At 40.1% G+C, this 20374-nt stretch carries 23 protein-coding genes; 3 read left to right on the top strand and 20 right to left on the bottom strand.

All coding sequences use genetic code 11. The features are described 5' to 3' along the window. Positions 1–28 precede the first annotated feature (28 nt). The 9 genes from JJ692_RS09050 to JJ692_RS09010 all read right to left on the bottom strand — a co-directional run bounded on the left by JJ692_RS09050 (position 29) and on the right by JJ692_RS09010 (position 10288). The gene (locus tag JJ692_RS09050) at positions 29–1069 is read right to left on the bottom strand and encodes a 2,3-butanediol dehydrogenase (RefSeq protein WP_025092841.1); all 1041 of its coding nucleotides are present in this window, start codon (positions 1067–1069) and stop codon (positions 29–31) included. A gap of 70 nt (positions 1070–1139) precedes the next feature. Next, entirely contained in the window at positions 1140–2360 is a 1221-nt protein-coding gene (locus JJ692_RS09045; protein ID WP_206534430.1) for an MFS transporter, read from the bottom strand. Between the two features lie 372 nt (positions 2361–2732). Beyond that, the gene (locus JJ692_RS09040; RefSeq protein ID WP_206534429.1) at positions 2733–3482 is read right to left on the bottom strand and encodes an SDR family oxidoreductase; all 750 of its coding nucleotides are present in this window, start codon (positions 3480–3482) and stop codon (positions 2733–2735) included. A gap of 141 nt (positions 3483–3623) precedes the next feature. Continuing rightward, on the bottom strand, positions 3624–4745 hold the full coding sequence (locus JJ692_RS09035; RefSeq protein WP_206534428.1) for an ABC transporter permease: 1122 nt from the start codon (positions 4743–4745) through the stop codon (positions 3624–3626). Continuing rightward, positions 4738–5904 (bottom strand): ABC transporter permease, encoded by a 1167-nt coding sequence (locus JJ692_RS09030; RefSeq protein ID WP_073206435.1) that lies wholly within the window; start codon positions 5902–5904, stop codon positions 4738–4740. Before JJ692_RS09030 ends, JJ692_RS09035 begins: the two co-directional genes overlap by 8 nt. Before the next feature lie 19 nt (positions 5905–5923). Next, a complete protein-coding gene (locus JJ692_RS09025; protein WP_073206438.1) occupies positions 5924–6868 on the bottom strand; it encodes an ABC transporter ATP-binding protein in 945 nt (314 codons plus the stop codon). Positions 6869–7197: 329 nt separating this feature from the next. Continuing rightward, entirely contained in the window at positions 7198–7971 is a 774-nt protein-coding gene (locus tag JJ692_RS09020; protein WP_073206441.1) for a class I SAM-dependent methyltransferase, read from the bottom strand. A 98-nt stretch (positions 7972–8069) separates the two neighbouring features. Continuing rightward, positions 8070–9284, bottom strand: coding sequence for a formaldehyde dehydrogenase, glutathione-independent (gene fdhA / locus JJ692_RS09015; protein WP_024423097.1), 1215 nt, complete (start codon positions 9282–9284; stop codon positions 8070–8072). Between the two features lie 401 nt (positions 9285–9685). After that, positions 9686–10288 carry a class I SAM-dependent methyltransferase gene (locus JJ692_RS09010; RefSeq protein ID WP_024423098.1) on the bottom strand — a complete coding sequence of 201 codons (603 nt, stop codon included), beginning with the start codon at positions 10286–10288 and terminating at the stop codon, positions 9686–9688. A 267-nt stretch (positions 10289–10555) separates the two neighbouring features. Here JJ692_RS09010 and JJ692_RS19300 point away from each other — a divergent pair, with 267 nt between their 5' ends. After that, complete coding sequence (locus tag JJ692_RS19300) at positions 10556–10681, top strand: YjcZ family sporulation protein (protein WP_008342643.1); 126 nt, start codon at positions 10556–10558, stop codon at positions 10679–10681. A gap of 43 nt (positions 10682–10724) precedes the next feature. On the opposite strand, the gene JJ692_RS09000 is transcribed toward JJ692_RS19300, so the two are convergent. The 7 genes from JJ692_RS09000 to JJ692_RS08970 form a co-directional block, all read right to left on the bottom strand. Continuing rightward, the gene (locus JJ692_RS09000; protein WP_155267112.1) at positions 10725–10886 is read right to left on the bottom strand and encodes a hypothetical protein; all 162 of its coding nucleotides are present in this window, start codon (positions 10884–10886) and stop codon (positions 10725–10727) included. 159 nt (positions 10887–11045) lie between these two features. Beyond that, on the bottom strand, positions 11046–11180 hold the full coding sequence (locus tag JJ692_RS08995) for a YrzI family small protein (RefSeq protein WP_065214597.1): 135 nt from the start codon (positions 11178–11180) through the stop codon (positions 11046–11048). Between the two features lie 448 nt (positions 11181–11628). Next, positions 11629–11859: a YrhC family protein gene (locus JJ692_RS08990; RefSeq protein WP_073206443.1), complete on the bottom strand. Its 231-nt coding sequence runs from the start codon at positions 11857–11859 to the stop codon at positions 11629–11631. A 72-nt stretch (positions 11860–11931) separates the two neighbouring features. Further along, entirely contained in the window at positions 11932–13080 is a 1149-nt protein-coding gene (locus JJ692_RS08985) for a bifunctional cystathionine gamma-lyase/homocysteine desulfhydrase (RefSeq protein WP_024423100.1), read from the bottom strand. Between the two features lies 1 nt (position 13081). Further along, a complete protein-coding gene (locus tag JJ692_RS08980; protein ID WP_073206446.1) occupies positions 13082–14005 on the bottom strand; it encodes a PLP-dependent cysteine synthase family protein in 924 nt (307 codons plus the stop codon). 46 nt (positions 14006–14051) lie between these two features. After that, complete coding sequence (gene mtnN, locus JJ692_RS08975) at positions 14052–14747, bottom strand: 5'-methylthioadenosine/S-adenosylhomocysteine nucleosidase (protein ID WP_024423101.1); 696 nt, start codon at positions 14745–14747, stop codon at positions 14052–14054. Positions 14748–14762: 15 nt separating this feature from the next. Beyond that, entirely contained in the window at positions 14763–15404 is a 642-nt protein-coding gene (locus JJ692_RS08970; RefSeq protein ID WP_024423102.1) for a class I SAM-dependent DNA methyltransferase, read from the bottom strand. A gap of 187 nt (positions 15405–15591) precedes the next feature. On the opposite strand from JJ692_RS08970, the gene JJ692_RS08965 reads away from it, so the two are divergent. Then, on the top strand, positions 15592–15795 hold the full coding sequence (locus tag JJ692_RS08965; RefSeq protein WP_024423103.1) for a YrzA family protein: 204 nt from the start codon (positions 15592–15594) through the stop codon (positions 15793–15795). Positions 15796–16014: 219 nt separating this feature from the next. Here JJ692_RS08965 and JJ692_RS08960 read toward each other — a convergent pair whose 3' ends face one another. The 3 genes from JJ692_RS08960 to greA form a co-directional block, all read right to left on the bottom strand. Further along, positions 16015–16680 (bottom strand): YrrS family protein, encoded by a 666-nt coding sequence (locus tag JJ692_RS08960; protein ID WP_024423104.1) that lies wholly within the window; start codon positions 16678–16680, stop codon positions 16015–16017. Positions 16681–16747: 67 nt separating this feature from the next. Continuing rightward, the gene (locus JJ692_RS08955) at positions 16748–18490 is read right to left on the bottom strand and encodes a peptidoglycan D,D-transpeptidase FtsI family protein (RefSeq protein ID WP_103131906.1); all 1743 of its coding nucleotides are present in this window, start codon (positions 18488–18490) and stop codon (positions 16748–16750) included. A gap of 50 nt (positions 18491–18540) precedes the next feature. Continuing rightward, a complete protein-coding gene (greA, locus tag JJ692_RS08950; RefSeq protein ID WP_008358505.1) occupies positions 18541–19014 on the bottom strand; it encodes a transcription elongation factor GreA in 474 nt (157 codons plus the stop codon). Positions 19015–19449: 435 nt separating this feature from the next. On the opposite strand from greA, the gene JJ692_RS19130 reads away from it, so the two are divergent. Continuing rightward, positions 19450–19674 carry an Ig-like domain-containing protein gene (locus JJ692_RS19130; protein WP_103131905.1) on the top strand — a complete coding sequence of 75 codons (225 nt, stop codon included), beginning with the start codon at positions 19450–19452 and terminating at the stop codon, positions 19672–19674. A gap of 63 nt (positions 19675–19737) precedes the next feature. Here the strand turns inward: JJ692_RS19130 and udk are convergent, their stop codons facing one another. After that, positions 19738–20370, bottom strand: coding sequence for a uridine kinase (gene udk, locus JJ692_RS08940; protein ID WP_024423106.1), 633 nt, complete (start codon positions 20368–20370; stop codon positions 19738–19740). Positions 20371–20374: the final 4 nt, after the last annotated feature.

Below are 20374 nucleotides of genomic sequence, written 5' to 3'. Positions count from 1 at the left end.
GCTTATGCCATCCTCTTTGTTATCTTACTTATTCAGCACTGACTAAAATTTTCACTTGATCTTTTTCATTGATTAATGCATGGAAGCCATCCTCAATCACATCGTCCAGCTTGATTTTTTTCGTGACGAGTGTGTCTGCAGAGAAATAGCCTTTTCTCATTAAGTTTAATACAGATGGGAATACGTCTCTGTAGCCGATAATTCCTTTTACTGTACGTTCTTTAATGACAATGTCATTCGGCATAATTTCAGCGCCTTTTTCCCAAATGCTTACAATGACTGTTTCGCCTGAAATTCTAGTTGATTGGATTGCTTGCTTCAATACAACAGGTACACCTGTCACTTCAAAAGAAACATCGACGCCACCGTTTGTGCGGCTAGCAATTTCTTGAACAACATCTTCATACTGAGAAGGATCTACAATGATCGCTCCAAGCTCTTTTGCTTTCTCTTGACGTTCTTTTGATAATTCAACTGCATAAATATCAGTAGCACCAGCTGCTTTTAATGCTTCAATGACAAGTAAACCAATTGGTCCGCAGCCAAACACAGCCGCTGTATCCCCAGCTTGTACTTTACTAGAACGAACCGCATATAAAGCAACCGCAGAAGGCTCGACAAGCGCGCCTTGCTCATATGAGATTTCGTCTGGTAATAAATGAAGTAATTCTTCATCGACTGATACATATTCAGAGAATCCACCGCCGCCTCCGGCAAGCCCTAAAAAGCCCATGTTTTCATCTAAGTTATAAGCACCTTGATGGCCGTGAGTTGCAAAAATAGGTTCAACAACCACTCGATCGCCTACTTTATAATTGCTCACGCCTTCTCCTACTTCAACAACTTCACCAGAGAACTCGTGTCCCAGTGTAATTGGTGCTTTTTCTTTTGTAAGTGGATGAGGTTCATTCACAGGAATGAAGATCGGTCCGCCTAAATATTCATGTAAATCACTACCGCAAATGCCACACCATTTTACTTTCAGTTTCACTTTTCCTGGAGCAACTGTTGGTTCATCAATTTCCTCTAGTCGAATGTCCTTTTGATCGTGCCAGCGTAGTGCTTTCATTTGTAAGACTCCTTTTCTCATCAATTTAATTAACTTACTTAAATAATGATAACATAATTTTTTTAATTTTCTAAGTAGGATGCACTATTTTTTTGACAGTCAATGGACGAAAGATGACAAAACATAACAATAGACAGATAAGAAGCATACATATACACCCAATGATGACGGAGATTCTGATCGATAAAATATGAGCGAGTCCGCCAAATATTCCTGTCATGGTCATCGTTAGAATAGCTTCAACCAAAGCATAAAAACTGGCTACCCTCCCCATCACCTCCACAGGAATATTCGTTTGATAGTACGTCATAAATCCTGTGTTCGCAAATGCTAAAAAGAAGGCTAATATAAAAAATCCACCGGCAGCTGCAACTAGGCTGCTGGAAAATGCATAAATAAGATAGCCAAACGCCACAAACAAACTGCCGATTCCAAGCATCAGCGAAACTGACAGCCTTTCAACAATGACCGAATTAAGACTTGCCCCTGCAATGATACCCGCTCCAGCTATACTGACAAGAAGGCCATATTGTGTATCAGTCAGCATCAATACTTCTTTTGCAAAGGCTGTTTCAAGTGAGTCTATGGCCGTAGGAAGGACCGTTATCGCCGCACTAAATAATAAATATACCGTCATGATCTGGCGTGACGTCAGACTAAATCGCAGAACAAGCTTTGCATCCTCTTTTAACATTGAAAGGGAAAACCGCTTTTGGGCAGCATCTGTTTTGAGCAAATTCGGTAAACACATCGTTAACAGTGCAGATATCAACAGGCAGATGGCATTTACATAAATTGAAAGAACAGGCGTCCCGATGAGAAAGAGCAGACCTGCTGCTGCGGGCCCAAGTAAAAATCCACCGGATTGTAATAAAGAGCGAATGGCATTAAACCGTTTTCGGTTATCCGCCGGGATGAGTCCTGTCATATACACCATCGACGCTGGATGAAACATCGCTTGTGCCATCTGTATGAAAAACACCATGACATACAGAATGAGCAGATGTCCTGAAAATAAGGCAAAAGGGATGCATGCAATGAGCAGAGCACGGGTAATATCTAAACTGATCATCACTTTCCGCTGATTCAGCCTGTCAATCAAACTGCCGGACCAGCTATTGGTCAAAAGAGCAGCAGCCGGTCTTAGCAAATAAACTGCTGTTACAGCAAGTACAGAGCTCGTTTCTTGAAAAATAAGCAGATGGAGGGCAATCATATAAATCCATTCTCCTATGTTCGCAATCCCGATGGCTCCAAGTAAAATACTCATATCCCGCCAATGTTTTTTCATCATTGTCCCCCCTATTTGTCATAAAAAAAATCCCGCCCCCAAGACATATCTGTCTTGAGGACGGGATTTACTCCGCGTTGCCACCTCAGTTCATTCATCTGTTGCCAGATGAACCTTAGCGGGTGATCATTCACCCTTCTCTGTAACGGGAGAAGTTCGCTGCACCACCATCCGAGGGAATCCGGTGCAGAGCTAAGAGGCTTGGTTCCATCATGCTTCCCAGCTCCTTCTCAGCTTCACGGAGTTCTCTGTGTGGGGCAGCTATGATGTACTCTTCTCTATTTGCGCTGTGTCTTTTTTTCATCACGATCTTCAGCTGAATTGTTACATATTGTACTGCGCCTCGATCAAAGCGTCAATGTTTTTTTCATGTTAATCCGCATAAATCATTTTCCTAGTCATGCCCCCATCAACAACCAAATCTGTGCCGGTCACAAATTGATTGTCTTCATCTGTTAAATAAAAACAGGCTTTCACAATATCCTTTGGCGTGCCGACTCGATTGGAAAGATGCTGCTGATGGTCAATTTCTCGAAGACTTTTCCCATCTTTCGTTTCAATCCATCCAGGGGAAATGCTATTTACCGTAATGTGATCCTGACTAAAAGAAACTGCCAAGGCATGAGTAAGCGCGGAAATGCCGCCTTTTGATGCAGCATATGCTTCTGTATAGGGCTCTGACATGGCCGCACGGGTAGATGAAATATTCACAATGGAACCGCCGTTTGGATTCTCTTTGATATAACGTGCTGCTTCTCTAGCGCATAAAAAAGTCCCTCTTACATTTGTATGCAGCACATGATCCCACTCATCGACCGTTAACTCATAAGGCGATGCAGTGCACATGACGCCGGCATTATTAATGAGAATATCAATTGTTTTGCAGTGCTCCACCGCAAACGACATTAAGCGCTGAATATCCTTCTCCTGTTTCACATCTGTTTTAATGAAATAAACTTCAAAGGACTCTTTTCTCAGCTGCTCATCCAAACGCTTCCCCTTCTCTTCATCTATATCCGCAAGCACCACACGCGCCCCTTCTTTTGCATAACCGCAGGCGACCGCTTCACCAATACCATTGGCTGCACCTGTGATGATGACGGTTTTATGTTGAAAATTCATCATTCATCCAATCCTTTCTCCATGAGATGTTGTCGTCTATCATATCATTTTGAGGAGTACGCATGAATAAAAAACCCCTTTATCGCAATTGAGAGCAATAGAGGGATTTTTTTAAAACTCAAATGGAATGAAGAAAAATGATTAATAGGATCTAATATTTTTCAAACCAATCACCATAAAAACAATCGTAAAAGCTGCTAAAACTGTTATGTCTAATAATAAGATTGATTGGTTGACCGTACCACTCATGATCTCACCAAAACCAGACATCATCCACGTTTGCGGTATAGCCAAAGAGATCTTCTTCATAATGTCTGGAACGATATCTAAAGGCCAATAAATACCACCCAGCATACACGATCCTACAATAACAATTGCACTAAATACTTCAGCTTGCTTTTTTGTATGAGATAAGGTGGCAATCATAAAACCTAAACTCACGACTAGCCCTATAACAAATGATCCAAACACTAGAATAAGAATTACGTTGCCTAAGTACACATGAAAGAACACAGATAAGACAGTCAAAAGAACACCCAGTTGTATCCATCCAAGGAGGAAATAAGCCACTAAATAGCCCAGAAGCACATATATTTTATGAATTGGACTCGAAAGCAATCTTTGCCATGTATAATCTTTATATTCCAAATGAATAGATGACACAGAGCTTGAAATCGCAAACATCATAAACATAATGGTAAAGCCAAGCGGTATTAAATTTGGCTGCTGGCTTGCTTGATCATCTTGATTTTTTTCAATCAATGAAATGGTGCCAGATTCATTTAACTTGTTCAATGCATTAGTGAGAGAAACACTTTTCTGCTCTTTCACACCCTGATTGATTTGATAAATGATGGTAGCTGTCTCTTTTAAATAAGGAGATAAGACTGCATATTCTTCAGTTTTCTTATAAACTGTCACATCAAAAATTTCTTTATTTTCTTTTAGATGGGACTTTAATTGGTTTGCGACTTTCACAGACGCCACTACCTTTTCTTCAGATACTAAATCTTTTGCGTCCCTTTCAGTCGACTTTACCCAGAGAAATTTGGTGTTTTTTTCAAGAATTTGGAAAATTTCTTGATCCAGTTTCCCTTGACTAGGCTCTAGAATAAAAGCAACTGTAGGTTTCTTTGAATCAGATGCGGTACTTCCAAAGATAAAACTAAATACGATTGGCATAACAAATAAAAAAATGAGGGTCAATGGGGACTTTAATGTTTCTTTTAACTTTAACGTTATAATGGCTAATATTTTATGCATAACGATGCTTCCTTTCAAAAGACATTCTTAATAAAGCAATGATGAAGAAAGCTAGTCCCATCCCACAGCTAAGTAATAATCCGCTTTGAATTTCACTAAAATCAGCACCTGCCATACTTTTCAAAAACATTTGAAGTGCAAGAGAATTAGGTAAAAAATAGCTGATATCAATCACCCATTGCGGGAATAAGTATAAGGGCACCATACTCCCACCTAAAGCAGCTAACACTTGAGTTCCTAAAATCCCTACACTGTTAAACGTTTTTTCTCTATTGATAAAAGAACCAATCAGCACCCCGAAACCCGCAGCATTTAATATAAAACTACATCCGATCATCACAACAGTAAAAGGCTCTCCCCAGTTCACCTTAAAGACAAAACTAGTAAATAAAATAATGACCGCAAGTTGAATCATACTCATCAAAACAATACCTAATAACTTCCCAACGATGTAACTAGTATTGCTTAATTTTGATACAATCAGCCTTTTATAAACATCTTCCTCTTTTTCCTCTATCATACTTCCAACTAGAAAAACAACAGTCATTAATAAAAAAAGCACACCCATCCCGCCTGCGTAGTATTGGAAGGATGTAATCGGCTGGCTGTTAATATGAATATTTCTCTCGTTCACCAGGTCTTTTTTCAGTTGATCAGACACGATCTCCACTTCTTTACCTTGATTCAACGGCACCAGAATACGATTCATATGATAATTTTGAAAGAATTGCAAAACCACATTTTCCAGAACCATTTCCTGTAAGTTTGAATTAGGCCCTTTCAAAATATTCAATTGCACATGATCATGATTCAATAGGCTTTTTTCAAAATTCGGCTTGATGATTATCCCCATTGTAATGTCTCTACTATTTAAATCTTTCTCTAGCTGATTTTTCGAGGTGACCTTCACATCAAATATGTCACTTAGTTCACTCTTAGACACTGTTGAAAGAAACATTTTACTTGTAGCTGACTTATCTTGATCTGTTATTCCTACTCGAAATGAATTGATCCTGATTTCACTATCTTTCTGCATGTTATCTCCAAATGCTGCACCTAAAATAGCAATTAATATGATAGGCATAAAAAAAAGTGTAAAAAAGCTTTTCTTATCCCTAAAAAACAATAATAGATCTTTCAGTACAACCCAAGTGCTCATATGCTCACCTCCAAACAGCCTAATCCCTCAATTTTTTACTAGTTAAATATAAAAAAACATTTTCTAAGTTTGGTTCTACGATTTCTGCTGAAATAATTTGAACATTTAATGCAGTCACACCTTGAATGAGACGACTTAATAGCTGCTGAGGATGTTGATCAAATATTTTAATTTGATTTCCATGAATCACGATTTCCTTTAACGGATCTTCATCATGTATGTATTGGCACACACGATCTATTTCGCTCTGTCCATGTTCACGTTTAATAGTAAAAATAATTTCCCTTTGATTGCCGACAAGCTCACTTAATTCATGTTGATCCCCCATTGCAATGATCGATCCGTGGTCCAAAATAGCCATTCTTTCACATAAATATTCGACTTCTTCCATGTAATGACTAGTATATATAATTGTCATCCCTTCATTATTTAACATTTTTACTGTTTCTAGTATGTGATTTCTTGATTGTGGATCTATACCTACAGTCGGTTCATCCATGATTAATAGTTTCGGTTGATGCAAAATCGAGCATCCGATATTCACTCTTCTTTTCATTCCTCCAGAGAATACTTTCACTTTGTCATTTGCTCTATCTTCAAGACCAATTAACTGAAGTGTTTCTTGTACTCTGCTTTTTAACTCCTTTCCTTTGAGTCCGTACATTCTCCCCCAAAATATTAAATTTTCTTTTGCTGTCAAATGTAAATATAACGCGATCTCTTGCGGGACAATACCAATCATTTGCTGTGCTCTATTTGTTTCTTTGTTTAAATCTAAACCTTCAATCGTTACAGAGCCGCTAGTTGCTCGGATAAGCCCTGTCAAGATGCCAATTAATGTGGATTTCCCAGCACCATTCGGTCCCAATAGACCAAATGATTCTCCTTTTTTTAAGTGAAAGGTTACCCCTTTTAATACCTGCTGATTCTCATAATTTTTCTTAATGTCATGTACTTTTAGCAACCTATCTCTCTCCTCTATTCGGCATATCGTTTTCTCACATAAAAAACCTAAAAATATTTACCATCCAATCAAATTATAATATATGGTATAAAATTCTACTAAATATTAATATTTCCAATCTGTTCATTTTAACATGTTACGGAATGCAGGAGAATAGTACAGGCTTTTATAAATGTTGAAAACACAAAAAACTTACAAGGGGTTCTTGTAAGTTTTTTAATCAATATATGCGGATCAAATACTAATTTCAGTCATATTACAGCACAGGAGGGGGGTCACCACTCACAAATGTTTGATCCTGCTTTTTCCAGCAAGTTTAATCGACATTTTTATTCTTTCCTGAAAAGAGCAATCCAGTCATCCACCTCTATTGATTCTATTTGATCCTCTGTCATGTTCAATCTATAATATTGCTTTATTTTCTCGTTAGCATCTAACATGTATTTTGTAACGATCTCTTCTTCCTTTAAAGTTTTTGTTGTTCGCTTGACCCATTCTTGAAAAGGGTAACGTTTTTTTCGTTCCATTGATCTTACTTCTTTTATTCCCTCTTTATAAAACAATTCCCGCCATTGTTCTTTAGATAGACAGGACACATGACTTGGGTCTCTCAATCTTTCCAGCTCATTGATAAATAGTGCAAGCTCTTCATCATTTGGCGAAACATTATCAATAAAGAAAAACAGACCATTTGACTTTAATACGCGAGATGCCTCTTTGGCAAACTGTTCAGGGTGCGGGAAATGGTGTGCTGCAATTCGGCATGTGACCATATCAAATGTGCCATCTAAAAAAGGAAGGCTTTCTGCATCCGCTACTACATAAAAAATTTGTGGATACGCTTTTAAATGAAGTGATGTATGCGAAAGCATCTCTTTTGTTAAATCCGTCGCAAATACTTGATTCACATATGGAGCCAATGCTTTTGCGGTATGCCCGCCACCAGTTGCTATATCGAGGACGATCCAGCTTTCTTCTGGAGCTGTCCATTCAACAATTAGATCCAGGTCTGCTCCCTTTGCATGAGTTTGACTCGTCACATACTTTTCTGCATTTCTCCCAAATTGTTCTACAACCCTTCTTTTGGCTTGATCTGAATTCATCTAATTCCTCCCCCTTGAAATGGATTTGTATATTCTATGTGATTTTCCACAATAAAGAGCCGTCCCATTTTATTGAGCGGCTCCTTTCATGTTAAAAATTATCGAGAAAGCATCCCGTGCGGGTCAATGACAAATTTCTTCGCCACACCCGAATCAAAGTCACTATATCCTTTAGGGGCTTGATCAAGGTCAATGACGGTCGCATTGACGGCTTTAGCGATCTGTGCTCTACCGCTTAAAATGGATTTCATTAGACTGCGATGATATTGCATAACAGGGGTTTGACCTGTCACAAAGGTATGAGCTTTCGCCCAGCCAAGTCCAATTCGCACTTTCAGAGAACCGACTTTTGCATCGGCATCCACTGCTCCTGGATCTTCTGTGACATAAAGCCCTGGAATTCCAAGCTTGCCGCCAACTTTGGTAATATCCATAATCGTATTTAAAACAGTTGCTGGTGCTTCTCCCTGGTCTCCATGACCCGAAGCTTCAAAGCCGACACAATCGACGGCACAATCAACTTCTGGCTCCCCTAAAATATTCGTAATTTGTTCGCCGATTCGATCATGTTTTCGTAGATTGATCGTCTCACAGCCGAAGCTTCTTGCCTGTTCCAGTCTTTGCTCATTCAGATCTCCAACAATCACAGCAGATGCGCCAAGAAGTTGAGCCGAATGTGCTGCTGCAAGACCTACTGGCCCAGCACCTGCAATATATACGGTCGAACCAGGCTTTACTCCAGCCGTATAAGCACCATGAAAACCTGTCGGGAAAATATCGGAAAGCATCGTGAGATCAAGTATTTTTTCCATCGCTTGATCTTTGTCTGGAAATTTGAGCAGTTGAAAATCTGCATATGGAACCATGACATACTCGGATTGGCCGCCAACCCATCCGCCCATATCTACATATCCATAGGCAGAGCCTGGGCGGTCCGGGTTTACATTTAAGCACACATGGGTTTTTTGTTCCTTACACATGACGCAGCGTCCGCATGCAATATTAAACGGAACGGACACGAGATCTCCTTTTTGAATAAACTCTACATCTCGCCCAACTTCCACGACTTCACCTGTAATTTCATGACCAAGGACAAGTCCTTCAGGTGCAGTCGTACGCCCTCTCACCATGTGCTGATCACTTCCGCAAATATTCGTCGTCACTACTTTTAAAATGACGCCATGCTCACATTTGCGCCCCACATTGGCTTTAGGTACACCCGGGCCGTCTTTTAAGACCAAATCAGGGTATCCAATATCCTCAACTGCTACTTTTCCTGCTCCTTTATAAACGACACCTTTGTTTCCCGACATGATTTCATTCCTCCCTTTTGTTTAAAAATGAAGTCTCTACAATTTTCTCTATTTCTTAAGCAATTTCCTTCTTCAAACAGCACATTATGTGAAAAAGAGGGAGGCACATGTCTATGTGAGAAAGAAAAATGTGTCTTTCAGCGAAATAAAAAAGAAAATATTGAAAAAAAAGCTAAACTTTTGCAGAACGGTGTCGATATAAGAAATAAGCCAGACAGGTATCCTTAATCGACAAACAAATTCCTTATATATACTATCATTCCTTACACACCTGGCTGGCGCCTATATCACATACAAAAGGCTCTTCTGATGAAGAGCTATTTTTTATTGCAGGCAAAGAGGCTCCTCTGACGAAGAGCCTCTTTTTTGAGTGCTTGTTCATTACCTGGGAAATATTTTCATCATTTTAAGGCTTTGATACAGATGTATGTATCATAGTGATAAACCGATACTTCTCTAAAGTGATATGCTGAAAACAGACGGCTGATCTCTTCTTCACTGTACGATGAAAAAGATGTTGACCGTTTTTGTTCGTTGATCAGCTCCTGCTTTTGGAAAGATAAAAATACTTCTCCATCCACTTGAAGGACGCGGTACACTTCCTTCATGACTTGCTGAATATCCTTCAAGTAATAGATTGTCTGCACCGTAAATAATTTATTGAATGATCTGTCTTCAAAAGGTAATTGCTCAGCCTTACCAAGCGTAATGACGGCTTTGTCCTGTTCCGCAAGCTTCTTATGTTTTCTTTTTGCATATTTAATCATATGGCGAGAGGCATCCACTCCATATACTTTTCCGCGGTCAAGTTTTTCAGCTACCTTTGATAAGGTGATGCCTCTTCCAGTTCCAATTTCTAAAATTCGGTCATTTTCTTGTATATTTAAGAGTTGAATCGTCCATTCATTGATATTATGATGATTTTTTTCCATATAGCGGGCAACCCATTTTGAGAACAAGCCTTTTGGTTCCCTCATCTGTTTTCCAATCCAGCTTTGAATCAATGTTAACACCTGCTTTTCACCAGTAAATAAAACTATTTACAAATTTTCTTACTTTTCATATCGGCTCTCACCTAACAAAAATTAAGACCTAGTCCTAATTTATTTGTCTCTTATAAGACGCTCCTTTTCAGAAAATGTTTCGCAGAAAGTGAAAATTTTTTAACCTGAATAGGCGTTTTCATTATTTGTGCTCAGATTGATTTCGTTTTCTGCATGAGCTGCATAATTTATAAATGTATCTTGATTAGATAAAGGTGGTGCTAGATTATGGGCTTTGGCGGTTATTCTGGAGGCTACTGCGGTGGCTACGGTGGCGGTTTTGCAGGCGGATTCGCATTGCTTGTTGTACTGTTCATTTTGTTGATCATCATTGGTGCAAGCTGGATTTGCTAACGTAAAAGGAGCAGGAAACGTCATGGTTTCCTGCTCCTTTTCTTTAATACCAATAAGTCCGGTACTGATACATATAACGTCTGAGCATTTCCTCTTGCTCTCTTTGCATGCGGTATGGATTGCCGTATCCGTGCTTTAAGGAATGCGGAATAGATGCATACCCGTGCCCCACAGACGGAAATCTCATATATGGTGACATCGACATTCATTGATCACCTCACAATCACCTTTTACGGTATCATATGTGCAGGTGATCAATGTGGAGCGTGTCTAAACCTGGTCCTTCTCCATCGTATAACAATCAAGCATGGCAAGCATCATAAACATGTCAATCTCCTCCTTTTCACATTTTTCATTTCCTGTTTTAGTTCATATACTTTAGTTGTTTCTGTTTCATTTCTTCATAAATTGTTTCGACTTCTTGTTCGTAGAGAACGGTCTCAATGTCCTTGTATTTCCGCTTAATCGTCAAAGTAATAAAAAATAAATGGATTGTCATATACGCTCACCTCCCTTCAGTTCGCAGCACGCGAAATAGCCCGCAGATCTTCTTTATCAGTTGACCTGCGGGCACACAAAAATGCAGATCAAAAGACAGTGTCTTCCAACCTGCAATGGATGATACGTGTGAAATCCTCGTTTACTTAAACAGTTTTGAAGCGTGCACCGTATAAGGCAAAGGAAGGACACGAACTCTTCCACAGGCTGATGACATGATGAAATTGTTGGTTGAATTGATCACAAGTAGATACGAATAACATATTCTTCAGCCTCCTTTACGATTTTTTAATTACTTTGTAAGTATATCCAGCAAGCACCATTTTGTAAACCTGTTTTTAGTAATATAGATGAATTTTGTGTTTTTGACTAAATTTCTACAGTTATTCTTGTCCGATTATCCAATACAATAAAAAAAGCCTCCTCAGGCAAATGAGGAGGCTTTCGAATTAATCTTCATCTAATTCTTGCAGTTTCTTTTGAAAGAAAATCGCTCGTTTAACACAAACAAAAGCTGCTAATAAGAAAACACAATCTATTCCGATCATCAGCATTTTTGGAGATGCTTCGATGTGCTGGTTCGGTAAGATCGTACCAATATATAAAAAGGTGCTGACAGCAAGCAAAATAAAAGCGTACTGCTTGTAATCTGTCACTAAATCACTCCACTTTTTCTTCACTTGTTTCACCTTCCAGTTATCAATGTCTATTCATAGCTTAACATAGTGAGAGAAAGCGAGGAGCATGTAAATCTATCCATTCGCCAGTGCGCTTAGTCCTTGCTTGATATCATGTAGTAAATCATCCACATCTTCAATTCCGACGGAAATACGAATTAAACCATCTGTGATGCCAAGCTCCTCCCGGCGGTCTTTTGGAATGGACGCATGGGTCATCCGGGCAGGGACAGAAATTAAGCTTTCAACCGCTCCAAGGCTTTCTGCGATTGTAAACAGCTTAAGCTGGCTTAAAAATACATCGACATGTTCTTCTTTTCCAATATCAAAAGAGATCATGCCGCCGAAGCCGGATGCTTGTGTTTTCGCAAGTTCATGTCCAGGGTGAGTATCGAGACCTGGATAATAAACACGTGTGACGGCTGCATGCTGCTTTAAAAACTCAGCGATTTTCTGTGCATTTTGTTGATGTGCTTCCATTCGTAGTCCAAGCGTTTTCATCCCTCTCATGAGAAGCCATGAATCCTGCGGTCCAAGAATTCCGCCTGTCGAGTTTTGAACAAAGTGCAGTTCTTCTCCAAGCTCTTTCGTCGCTGTGACGACAAGCCCGCCTACAACATCACTATGGCCGCCTAAATACTTAGTCGCACTGTGCAAGACAATGTCTGCGCCATATTCAATCGGCTTTTGGAAATACGGTGTGAAAAATGTATTGTCGACAATCATCAAGATGTTGGCTTCCTTTGTCAATTCGCCGATGGCTTTTAGATCTGTCATTTTGAGTAAAGGATTGGTTGGCGATTCAATGTAAACGGCTTTTGTTTCAGGTAAAATGGCTTTTTTCACTGCTTCAGGATCACTTGTGTCAACAAAGGTTGCAGTAATGCCAATGCGGTTTAGCACCTTTGTGATGACGCGGTAGGTTCCGCCGTACACGTCATCTGTCAGCACAATATGATCTCCGCTGTTAAACAGCATCATCACAGCCGTAATGGCCGCCATCCCTGAACCAAATGCGTAGCCGCTTGCTCCTCCTTCAAGATCACGAATGACTGTTTCCAGTGCAGTTCTTGTTGGATTTGCTGTTCTGGAGTATTCATACCCCGTATGTTCGCCTGCTTTCGGCTGCTTATAAGTACTCACTTGGTAAATCGGCACAGACACGGCGCCTGTTCTTTCATCACCCGTTGTTCCGCTGTGAATCATCATTGTTTTTGGTTTCATGCTATTTTCCTCCCTCATAAATTCCTTTACTTAAATATCGCTCACTGCTGTCAGGAAAAATGGTGACAATGACTGTCCCAGGTGCTGCTTTCTTTGCTTCCTCTAAAGCGGCATATAAAGCGGAACCAGAAGAGCTGCCGATGAGAATACCTTCTTTTTCAGCTGCTTCTTTCACCATTTGAAACGCATCATCATCACTGACAGTGTAAATCTCATCAAATAAAGCCTGCTCCATATAATCTGGGATAAATTCAAGGCCAATTCCTTCCGTTCTATGCGGACCCGGGTCCCCTCCATTTAAAATTGATCCTTCAGGCTCCACAACCACTGTTTTTAACGCCTGATTCTGCTCTTTTAAATAGGCGGCACAACCTTGAAAAGTTCCGCCAGATCCTGCTCCCGCCACGAATACATCGATATTCCCTTTTAAGTCGGACCATAATTCGGGACCGAGCGTTCTGTAGTAAGTCAATGGATTTACTTGGTTTTTAAATTGTAAAACACAATAGGCATTGTCAAGGCTTGCCTCTAATTCAAGGGCTCGATCAATCGCACCCTTCATGCCTTCTTTTCTCGGCGTATGAATAATCTCTGCACCGAGCGCCTTCATCAGTTGTTGTTTTTCTTGACTAAAATGTTCTGGTACACAAAAAATGGTCTGCAATTGATGCTTTCTTGCACTTAGGGCAAGCCCAATTCCTGTGTTTCCAGCAGTTGCTTCAATAATAGTTCCGCCTGGACGCAGTTTGCCAGATGCTAATGCTTCTCTGATGAGCATGTCACCTAAACGATCCTTAATACTTCCACCTGGATTCATCATCTCAAGCTTTGCATACACCTCAACGCCTTCTGGGACGCCAATCCCTGACAGCTTTAAAAGCGGTGTGCGACCAATTAATTCAGTAATATCCTTTATGACAGCCATATGATTCCCTTCCTTTGCATGGAAAAGAAGGGGGAAACCCCTTCTTTTATTGTGTTTGCTTTATCATACGCAAGACAAGGTCGGTTGAGTGAATCGCTGCTTGCTCAAGGAATTGATCAAAGGAGATATTGGATTCTTTCCCTGCAATATCGGATAGCGCTCGAACGACAACAAATGGCGTACCAAAGAGCTGGCAGACTTGTGCAACGGCTGCGGCTTCCATTTCCACCGCATATAGCTCTGGAAACTTCTCTCTCACAAACGCTACACGATCCGGATCATTCATAAACGAATCTCCTGTTGCAATCGTTCCTTTTGCCACTTGAATATGATCAATTTCTAAAGCAGATTCTTCTGCCAGCTTCACAAGCTTTTCATCTGCAATGAAAGCAGCTGGAAGTCCCGGCACTTGTCCATATTCGTAATCAAAGATGGTCACATCTACATCATGATGTCTCACATCAGTAGAGATGACAATATCACCTACATTTAATGAGTGATGGAAACCGCCAGCAGATCCTGTATTGATCACATAATCTGGCTGAAAGCGGTCAAGCAGTAATGTTGTGCTGACCGCTGCATTTACTTTTCCAATTCCTGATTTTAATAAAATCACTTCTTTATCTTCATAAACACCTGTTGTAAATTCACACCCAGCGATGTTTTCTTGTGTAGCATTTTTTAGTTGATCTCTTAAAATCGTCACTTCTTCTTCCATTGCACCTATAACTGCGATTTTCAAATCAAAAACATCCTTTCATTCCCTTTTCTTTGCTTCTACGATCCAAACAAAATCATTCATTTGATGAAAGGACGTGCTAAAACCTTCTTCTTCAAAGATTTGCTTTAGCACATCAATGGATGGATAATATTCCGTTTCTAAATCCTCTGCAAGCTGATCGAACCCTGCGGCTCTCGCTTTGTCGATCTGAGCTTGATGTGCTGCTTGATTTTGAAACATTGTATCAGCAAAAACTATTTTACCATCTGAGTGAAGGATGTTGCTATAGGTGTGAATGGCTTGTTTTTTTTCTTCATCCGTTAAATGGTGGAATGCATATGAACTGACGATCGTATCTGGCTCAAAAGGCGGCGCTGGAAATGATAAAAAATCCCCATCATGAAATAGATCTGGCAGTCCTTTTTGAAGAGCCGCTTTCTTCATGGCATCTGATGGTTCAACACCAAACACGTTTTTATCAGCTGCAAGGAGCAGCGCTGTTAGATTCCCCGTACCGCTTCCAAACTCAAGAACATTTTGGCCTGAAAGGCGGACAATCTCTTTTAAAATAGCCGGATACCGGCGAAACACTTCCTTATACTGCTCGTCATGACCACTTACCGTGTCGTCATAAGAGTCAGCCCAATGATCAAATAAAGAAAGAAATTCACGTCCCATTTTCTTTCCCTCCACTTTATCTATTTATTCCTATGCGTATAGTATGTTTTATTCCGTCGAACAGTTCCTATCCTACCACAACTTCTGTTTCTTTCCTACTAAAAAATACTGGGAGAGAGCAGAAAAACATTTGCCCTTCTGAGGGAGAGAGATTAAGATGAATGAAGAGTATAGAGAGGTGAATCAAATGGATTTTCAGCTGGATTTTTTAAAGGATAAAATTGAATTTTTTGAAGCAACATCTTTAAAAGAACTTGAACAAAAGATCCAAAAACAAATTGAACATAATCAGGCGATTCTGCTGACCGTTCATTCTGTCAGTCATCAAACGACTGTGATCGATGAGCGGATTTTGTATACAGCAGTTGTTCATTTTAAAGCGAATGTCTAAACAAAAAAGATAGCATATCTGCTATCTCAGCGTGTAGACAAACCCTCGCATTCGTTGTCAGTTCTGCGTGCCGGTGCTCACGAATGTCAAATTCGCTCCGCTCCGGTACTCGTCCTTCCTAGACTGCAAAGGTTTTCTATCACGCTGAAAAGAAGACAAAGGGCTAAAATAAACATCATTTTAGCCCTTTGTCAACAATCTGCTATCTTTTTTTCATGTTTATCTTAATTTTTCAACCTTCACAGGTTTCCAGCCTTTTTCATCTACCCACGTAATTTCCACGCGGTAGCGTTCACCTGTTGATTTATCACGGATGGTTCCTTTTGCATCTTGAGGACCTCCGTTATTTCCTAACCAAAGAACGGTCATTTGATCTTCTGAAATTCCTGTCGCATAGGACATGGCTTTGATCATTTCTTTCCAGTCTTTTGAGCTGGAATCATAGGTTGCTGTATGTGAACCGGATTGCTCTGTTCCTACAGGCTCCCAGTCATCATTTTCGTATGTTTTGTCTACATCACTCGTTTTGCCGCCATCTGTTTCTTTGGCGTCTTTTAACGCATCTTTATTAGGTTTTTCTTCATCATCTGTCTTCTTCGTTTCGTCGTCTTGATCAGATGAATCATCTTTTTTTGCATCTGAATCATCGGATGTGTCTTTCTTTGGATCTTTCACATCTTCTTGTGAGTTTTGTTTATTTTCACTCGTTGCAGGTGCCGTTTTTGATGGCTCTTTTGCTACATCTGTTTCTTTCGGCTTATTAAAAATTAACAAACTCGATGCGACAACCAAAATAAGCACCACAACGATACCAATTAATATGTTAAGCACCATATTTGCCTTTCTGCGCTTATCACGATGTTCAAATCGAGAATTTCTACTCAAAATCTCTGCACTCCTTTGCCTCTGTTCCCTAAGTCGTTACTATTCTAACATGTCATGAAGGGATGTTCTATGTCTGTTTCTTTTCAATTTCATTGACCTTTTTTACAATATCATAAAACGCATCATTTGTCTTAGCCCGGCCACTTGTCTCATCTAGGTGAACAACGACAAGGGCGTATTTTGGTTTTTCTACCGGAAAGTATCCAGCAAACCACTTATGATAAAGCGGATTCCCCTTTTTGTCTTGACTGCCGGTTTGGGCAGTACCTGATTTTCCCGCTACATCGTATGGCAAATCTTGAAACCTTCTTCCCGTTCCCTTGTCAGAGGTCACCACCTGTCTTAAGAATTTTTGCAGCTTTTGGGCTGTATAGCGGTCTATGCTGCCCCCTTCAGGCCGTTTGTTTTGAAAGGACAGCATCGTTGTTCCGTTTTGATACAGCACTTTTTCTGCGATTTTCACTTCTTTTCGTTCTCCTCCTCTTGCGATCGTAGCCATCATATTCGCGATTTGCAGAGGCGTCGTTTTGACATTTTTTTGTCCTATTGCGGTTTGTGCAATGGCTTTTTTGACATGCTTGTCTCTTTTATCTCCCCACACACTGCCTGTTTCTTCACGATCAAACTGTTTGAAGTGCTGCTTATGATAGACATCCCCTTCCCAGCCAGCTCGATCTAAGAGTCCAAGCTTTGCAGCCGTCTTTTCGATGATTTGATCATCTGTTTGAATGAGCCTTTCAGCAAGTGTCGCAAAGGTATAATTGCAGCTCTCTGAGAAACTGTCCGTCAGATTCAGCACTTCCTGTTTTCCTTTTGGCTCTCCATATAAATTCTTTCGACAGTCATACATGGTTTGTGGCTGGTCAAGATTTTTTTCGATTGCTGCGGCAAGTACAGCCGTTTTAAAGACAGAGCCTGGTGCAATGGCTGTCAGCATGTAATTTCTTGCCTCATGCCGGTTTTTACTTGTGACATTTGGGGTACTCGCCATCGCCAGTACACTGCTTTTTTCAATGTCGAGCAGAACGGCACCGCCTTTTTCAACGCCTTGTTCTTTGAGCACCTTCTCCATTTCAGCCTGCATGTCTTCATCTATTGTTGTCTGTACCTGAAGTGGATAAAAGGAATGAGCTTCTGCTGTATATTTGACGTCCATACCGAACAAAGGGTTTCCCCTTCCGTCCACATGATATAACAATTTTGTGTCTTGCTCGGGTAATAGAAATTCGTCAAAGGTGCTTTCCAGCCCAAATGTGCCGATTTCAGTACGAATAGAAAGCTCTTTTTTGTCAGGATAACGCTTTCTCAATAGTTCTGGATTCTCGCTTGTGAAACCTAATGTGTGGAGGGCAAGTCTTTTTTTGTCCTTCTCTTTCATATATACGCCGTACACACCTGAATATTTCATATCATTGATGTCTTTCAGTTTTTTTTTCGTAATGTCATCTTTTAAAATGAGAGGTTTTTTCGTTTCTGTTAACTGTTTTTTGAGTTCATCCTCTTCCATCTCAAGAATAGAGGCGGTTTGCTGTAAGCGTGGAAGATCATATTGCAGGAAAGGAAATAAGATAACCGCAGGCTGTTCTTTTGTAAGAAGTGCTTGGCCGTTTCGATCTAAAAACTCACCGCGCCCGTCTGAAATAACGACTTCTTCTGTTCGCTGTTTGACACTTTCTTGTATTAAATTGATATCAAGCTTTGAAAACGATTCTGTGAAAAACAGCTGAATTTCTGCCAGTCTCATCAGAAGACCGAGCATTAGTATAAAAATAATCGCACCTGTCCATTGAATTCTTCTTTTTTTGCGCATAAAAACACCTCGTCCCTATTGTGGACGAGGTGTTTACCTGATAAACGTGATTATGAAATTTTTACAATTTGGACGAACATTTCTCCGCCAGGTGTTTGAACGGTTACTTTGTCGTCTACTTGTTTACCTAAAAGGCTTTTTGCAATAGGTGAATCGTTTGAAATCTTGCCTTCGAACGGGTCAGCTTCTGCACTTCCAACAATTGTGTAAGACTCTTCTTCCCCGTCTGGTAATTCAACGAATGTCACCGTTTTACCAAGTGAAACCACATTTGAGTTTCCTTCATCTTCGATAATTTTAGCATTACGAATCATATTATCAAGCGTTGTAATACGGCCTTCTACAAACGCCTGCTCTTCTTTAGCAGAATCATACTCCGAGTTTTCAGAAAGGTCTCCAAAACTTCTAGCGATTTTAATACGCTCTACAACCTCTTTACGTTTAACCGTTTTCAAATATTCAAGCTCTTCTTCTAATTTACGTTTTCCTTCTTCTGTCATTGGAAATACTTTCTCTTGTGCCATGAATCATTCACTCCTTCTATTAATCCTCATCATACAAACTTTCTGCACGTGAGTGACGACTGAAATATACAAGAATGAGGACATGTTCAGGCCCTCATTCCTTCTGTACCATATTCGTAAAAGTCCATCTTACATGGCGTCCCTTTTAGATGCAACTATTATGCCTTTTATTAGACAGGACCACTCGCAGCGGTCTAAAATCGCACAAACTGTGGAAAGGCACAGGAAGCTCCTGTACCTCGTTCGGCCATTTCGATCATATGTAGAAGAATAGCTTATCCATTCTCCCTCTTCCAATACATAATATGGTCAGTGTACGATATGTCTATGCTATATTATTACAAAATTGCATTTTGATCAAGAATTGTTTGAAAATTTGTGATGATTTGTTTGTCGTTTTTTTAATATACTTTTTCAACTTCATTCTTTCGCTATGTGGTAGTGATTTCTCCATCTCTTCTTTTCTTCATTGTTTTCTTATCATATCAAACCCTTAAGATTTTTTCCGAGAATGCTGCTCTAATAACAGTCTATAATGCTGCAGCAACACGTTATTGGACAGATAACCAGAGTGTTGCTTCTGTTAGCTCTAGTGGGCTAGTGACCGCTCATTCACGTGGCGATGCCACTATCACTCTTTATAAAGACAAGTTTTTGTGAGAGTTTGGTAAGATGATGCTGAAAAGACCTTTACTATGTAAAGGTCTTTTTCTTCTCCACCATTTACTCTGCTCGGTTTTGAAGAATGGTTTGAATTTTTGTGACCATTAAGTCGATCGCCACATGGTTTTGGCCGCCTTCTGGGATGATGATATCGGCGTATCGTTTTGTCGGTTCAATGAATTGATTATGCATCGGTCTGACAACAGATACATATTGTTCAATCACCGAATCGATCGACCGGCCTCTTTCCTTCGTATCGCGTAAAATGCGGCGGATGATGCGAAGGTCTGCATCTGTATCGACATACAGTTTAATATCCATTAAGTCTCTCAAACGTTCATCTTCGAGCGCAAAGATACCTTCAACGATAATGACATCCTTCGGCTCAACATGAACCGTCTCTTCTGAACGTGTGTTTAGTTTAAAATCATATATTGGTTTTTCAATGGATTCGTACCTTAAGAGCTGTTCCAAATGCTCAAACATCAGGTCATTGTCGAATGCAAGCGGATGATCATAGTTCGTGAGCAGGCGCTCTTCAAATGGCATATGACTTTGATTTTTGTAATATAAGTCTTGCTGAAGCATGAGGATGGAATGTCCTTTAAATTTTTCATAGATTGAATTGGTGACGCTCGTTTTACCTGAACCCGAGCCGCCAGCAATACCAATGACAACTGGTTTACTCCTCATGTGG

The sequence above is a fragment of the Bacillus sp. 3a genome (assembly GCF_017161885.1).
Taxonomy (GTDB): Bacteria; Bacillota; Bacilli; order Bacillales; family Bacillaceae; genus Bacillus; species Bacillus safensis.
Note: the sequence above shows the minus strand (reverse complement) of the source record. Positions and strands in the feature narration are given on the sequence as shown.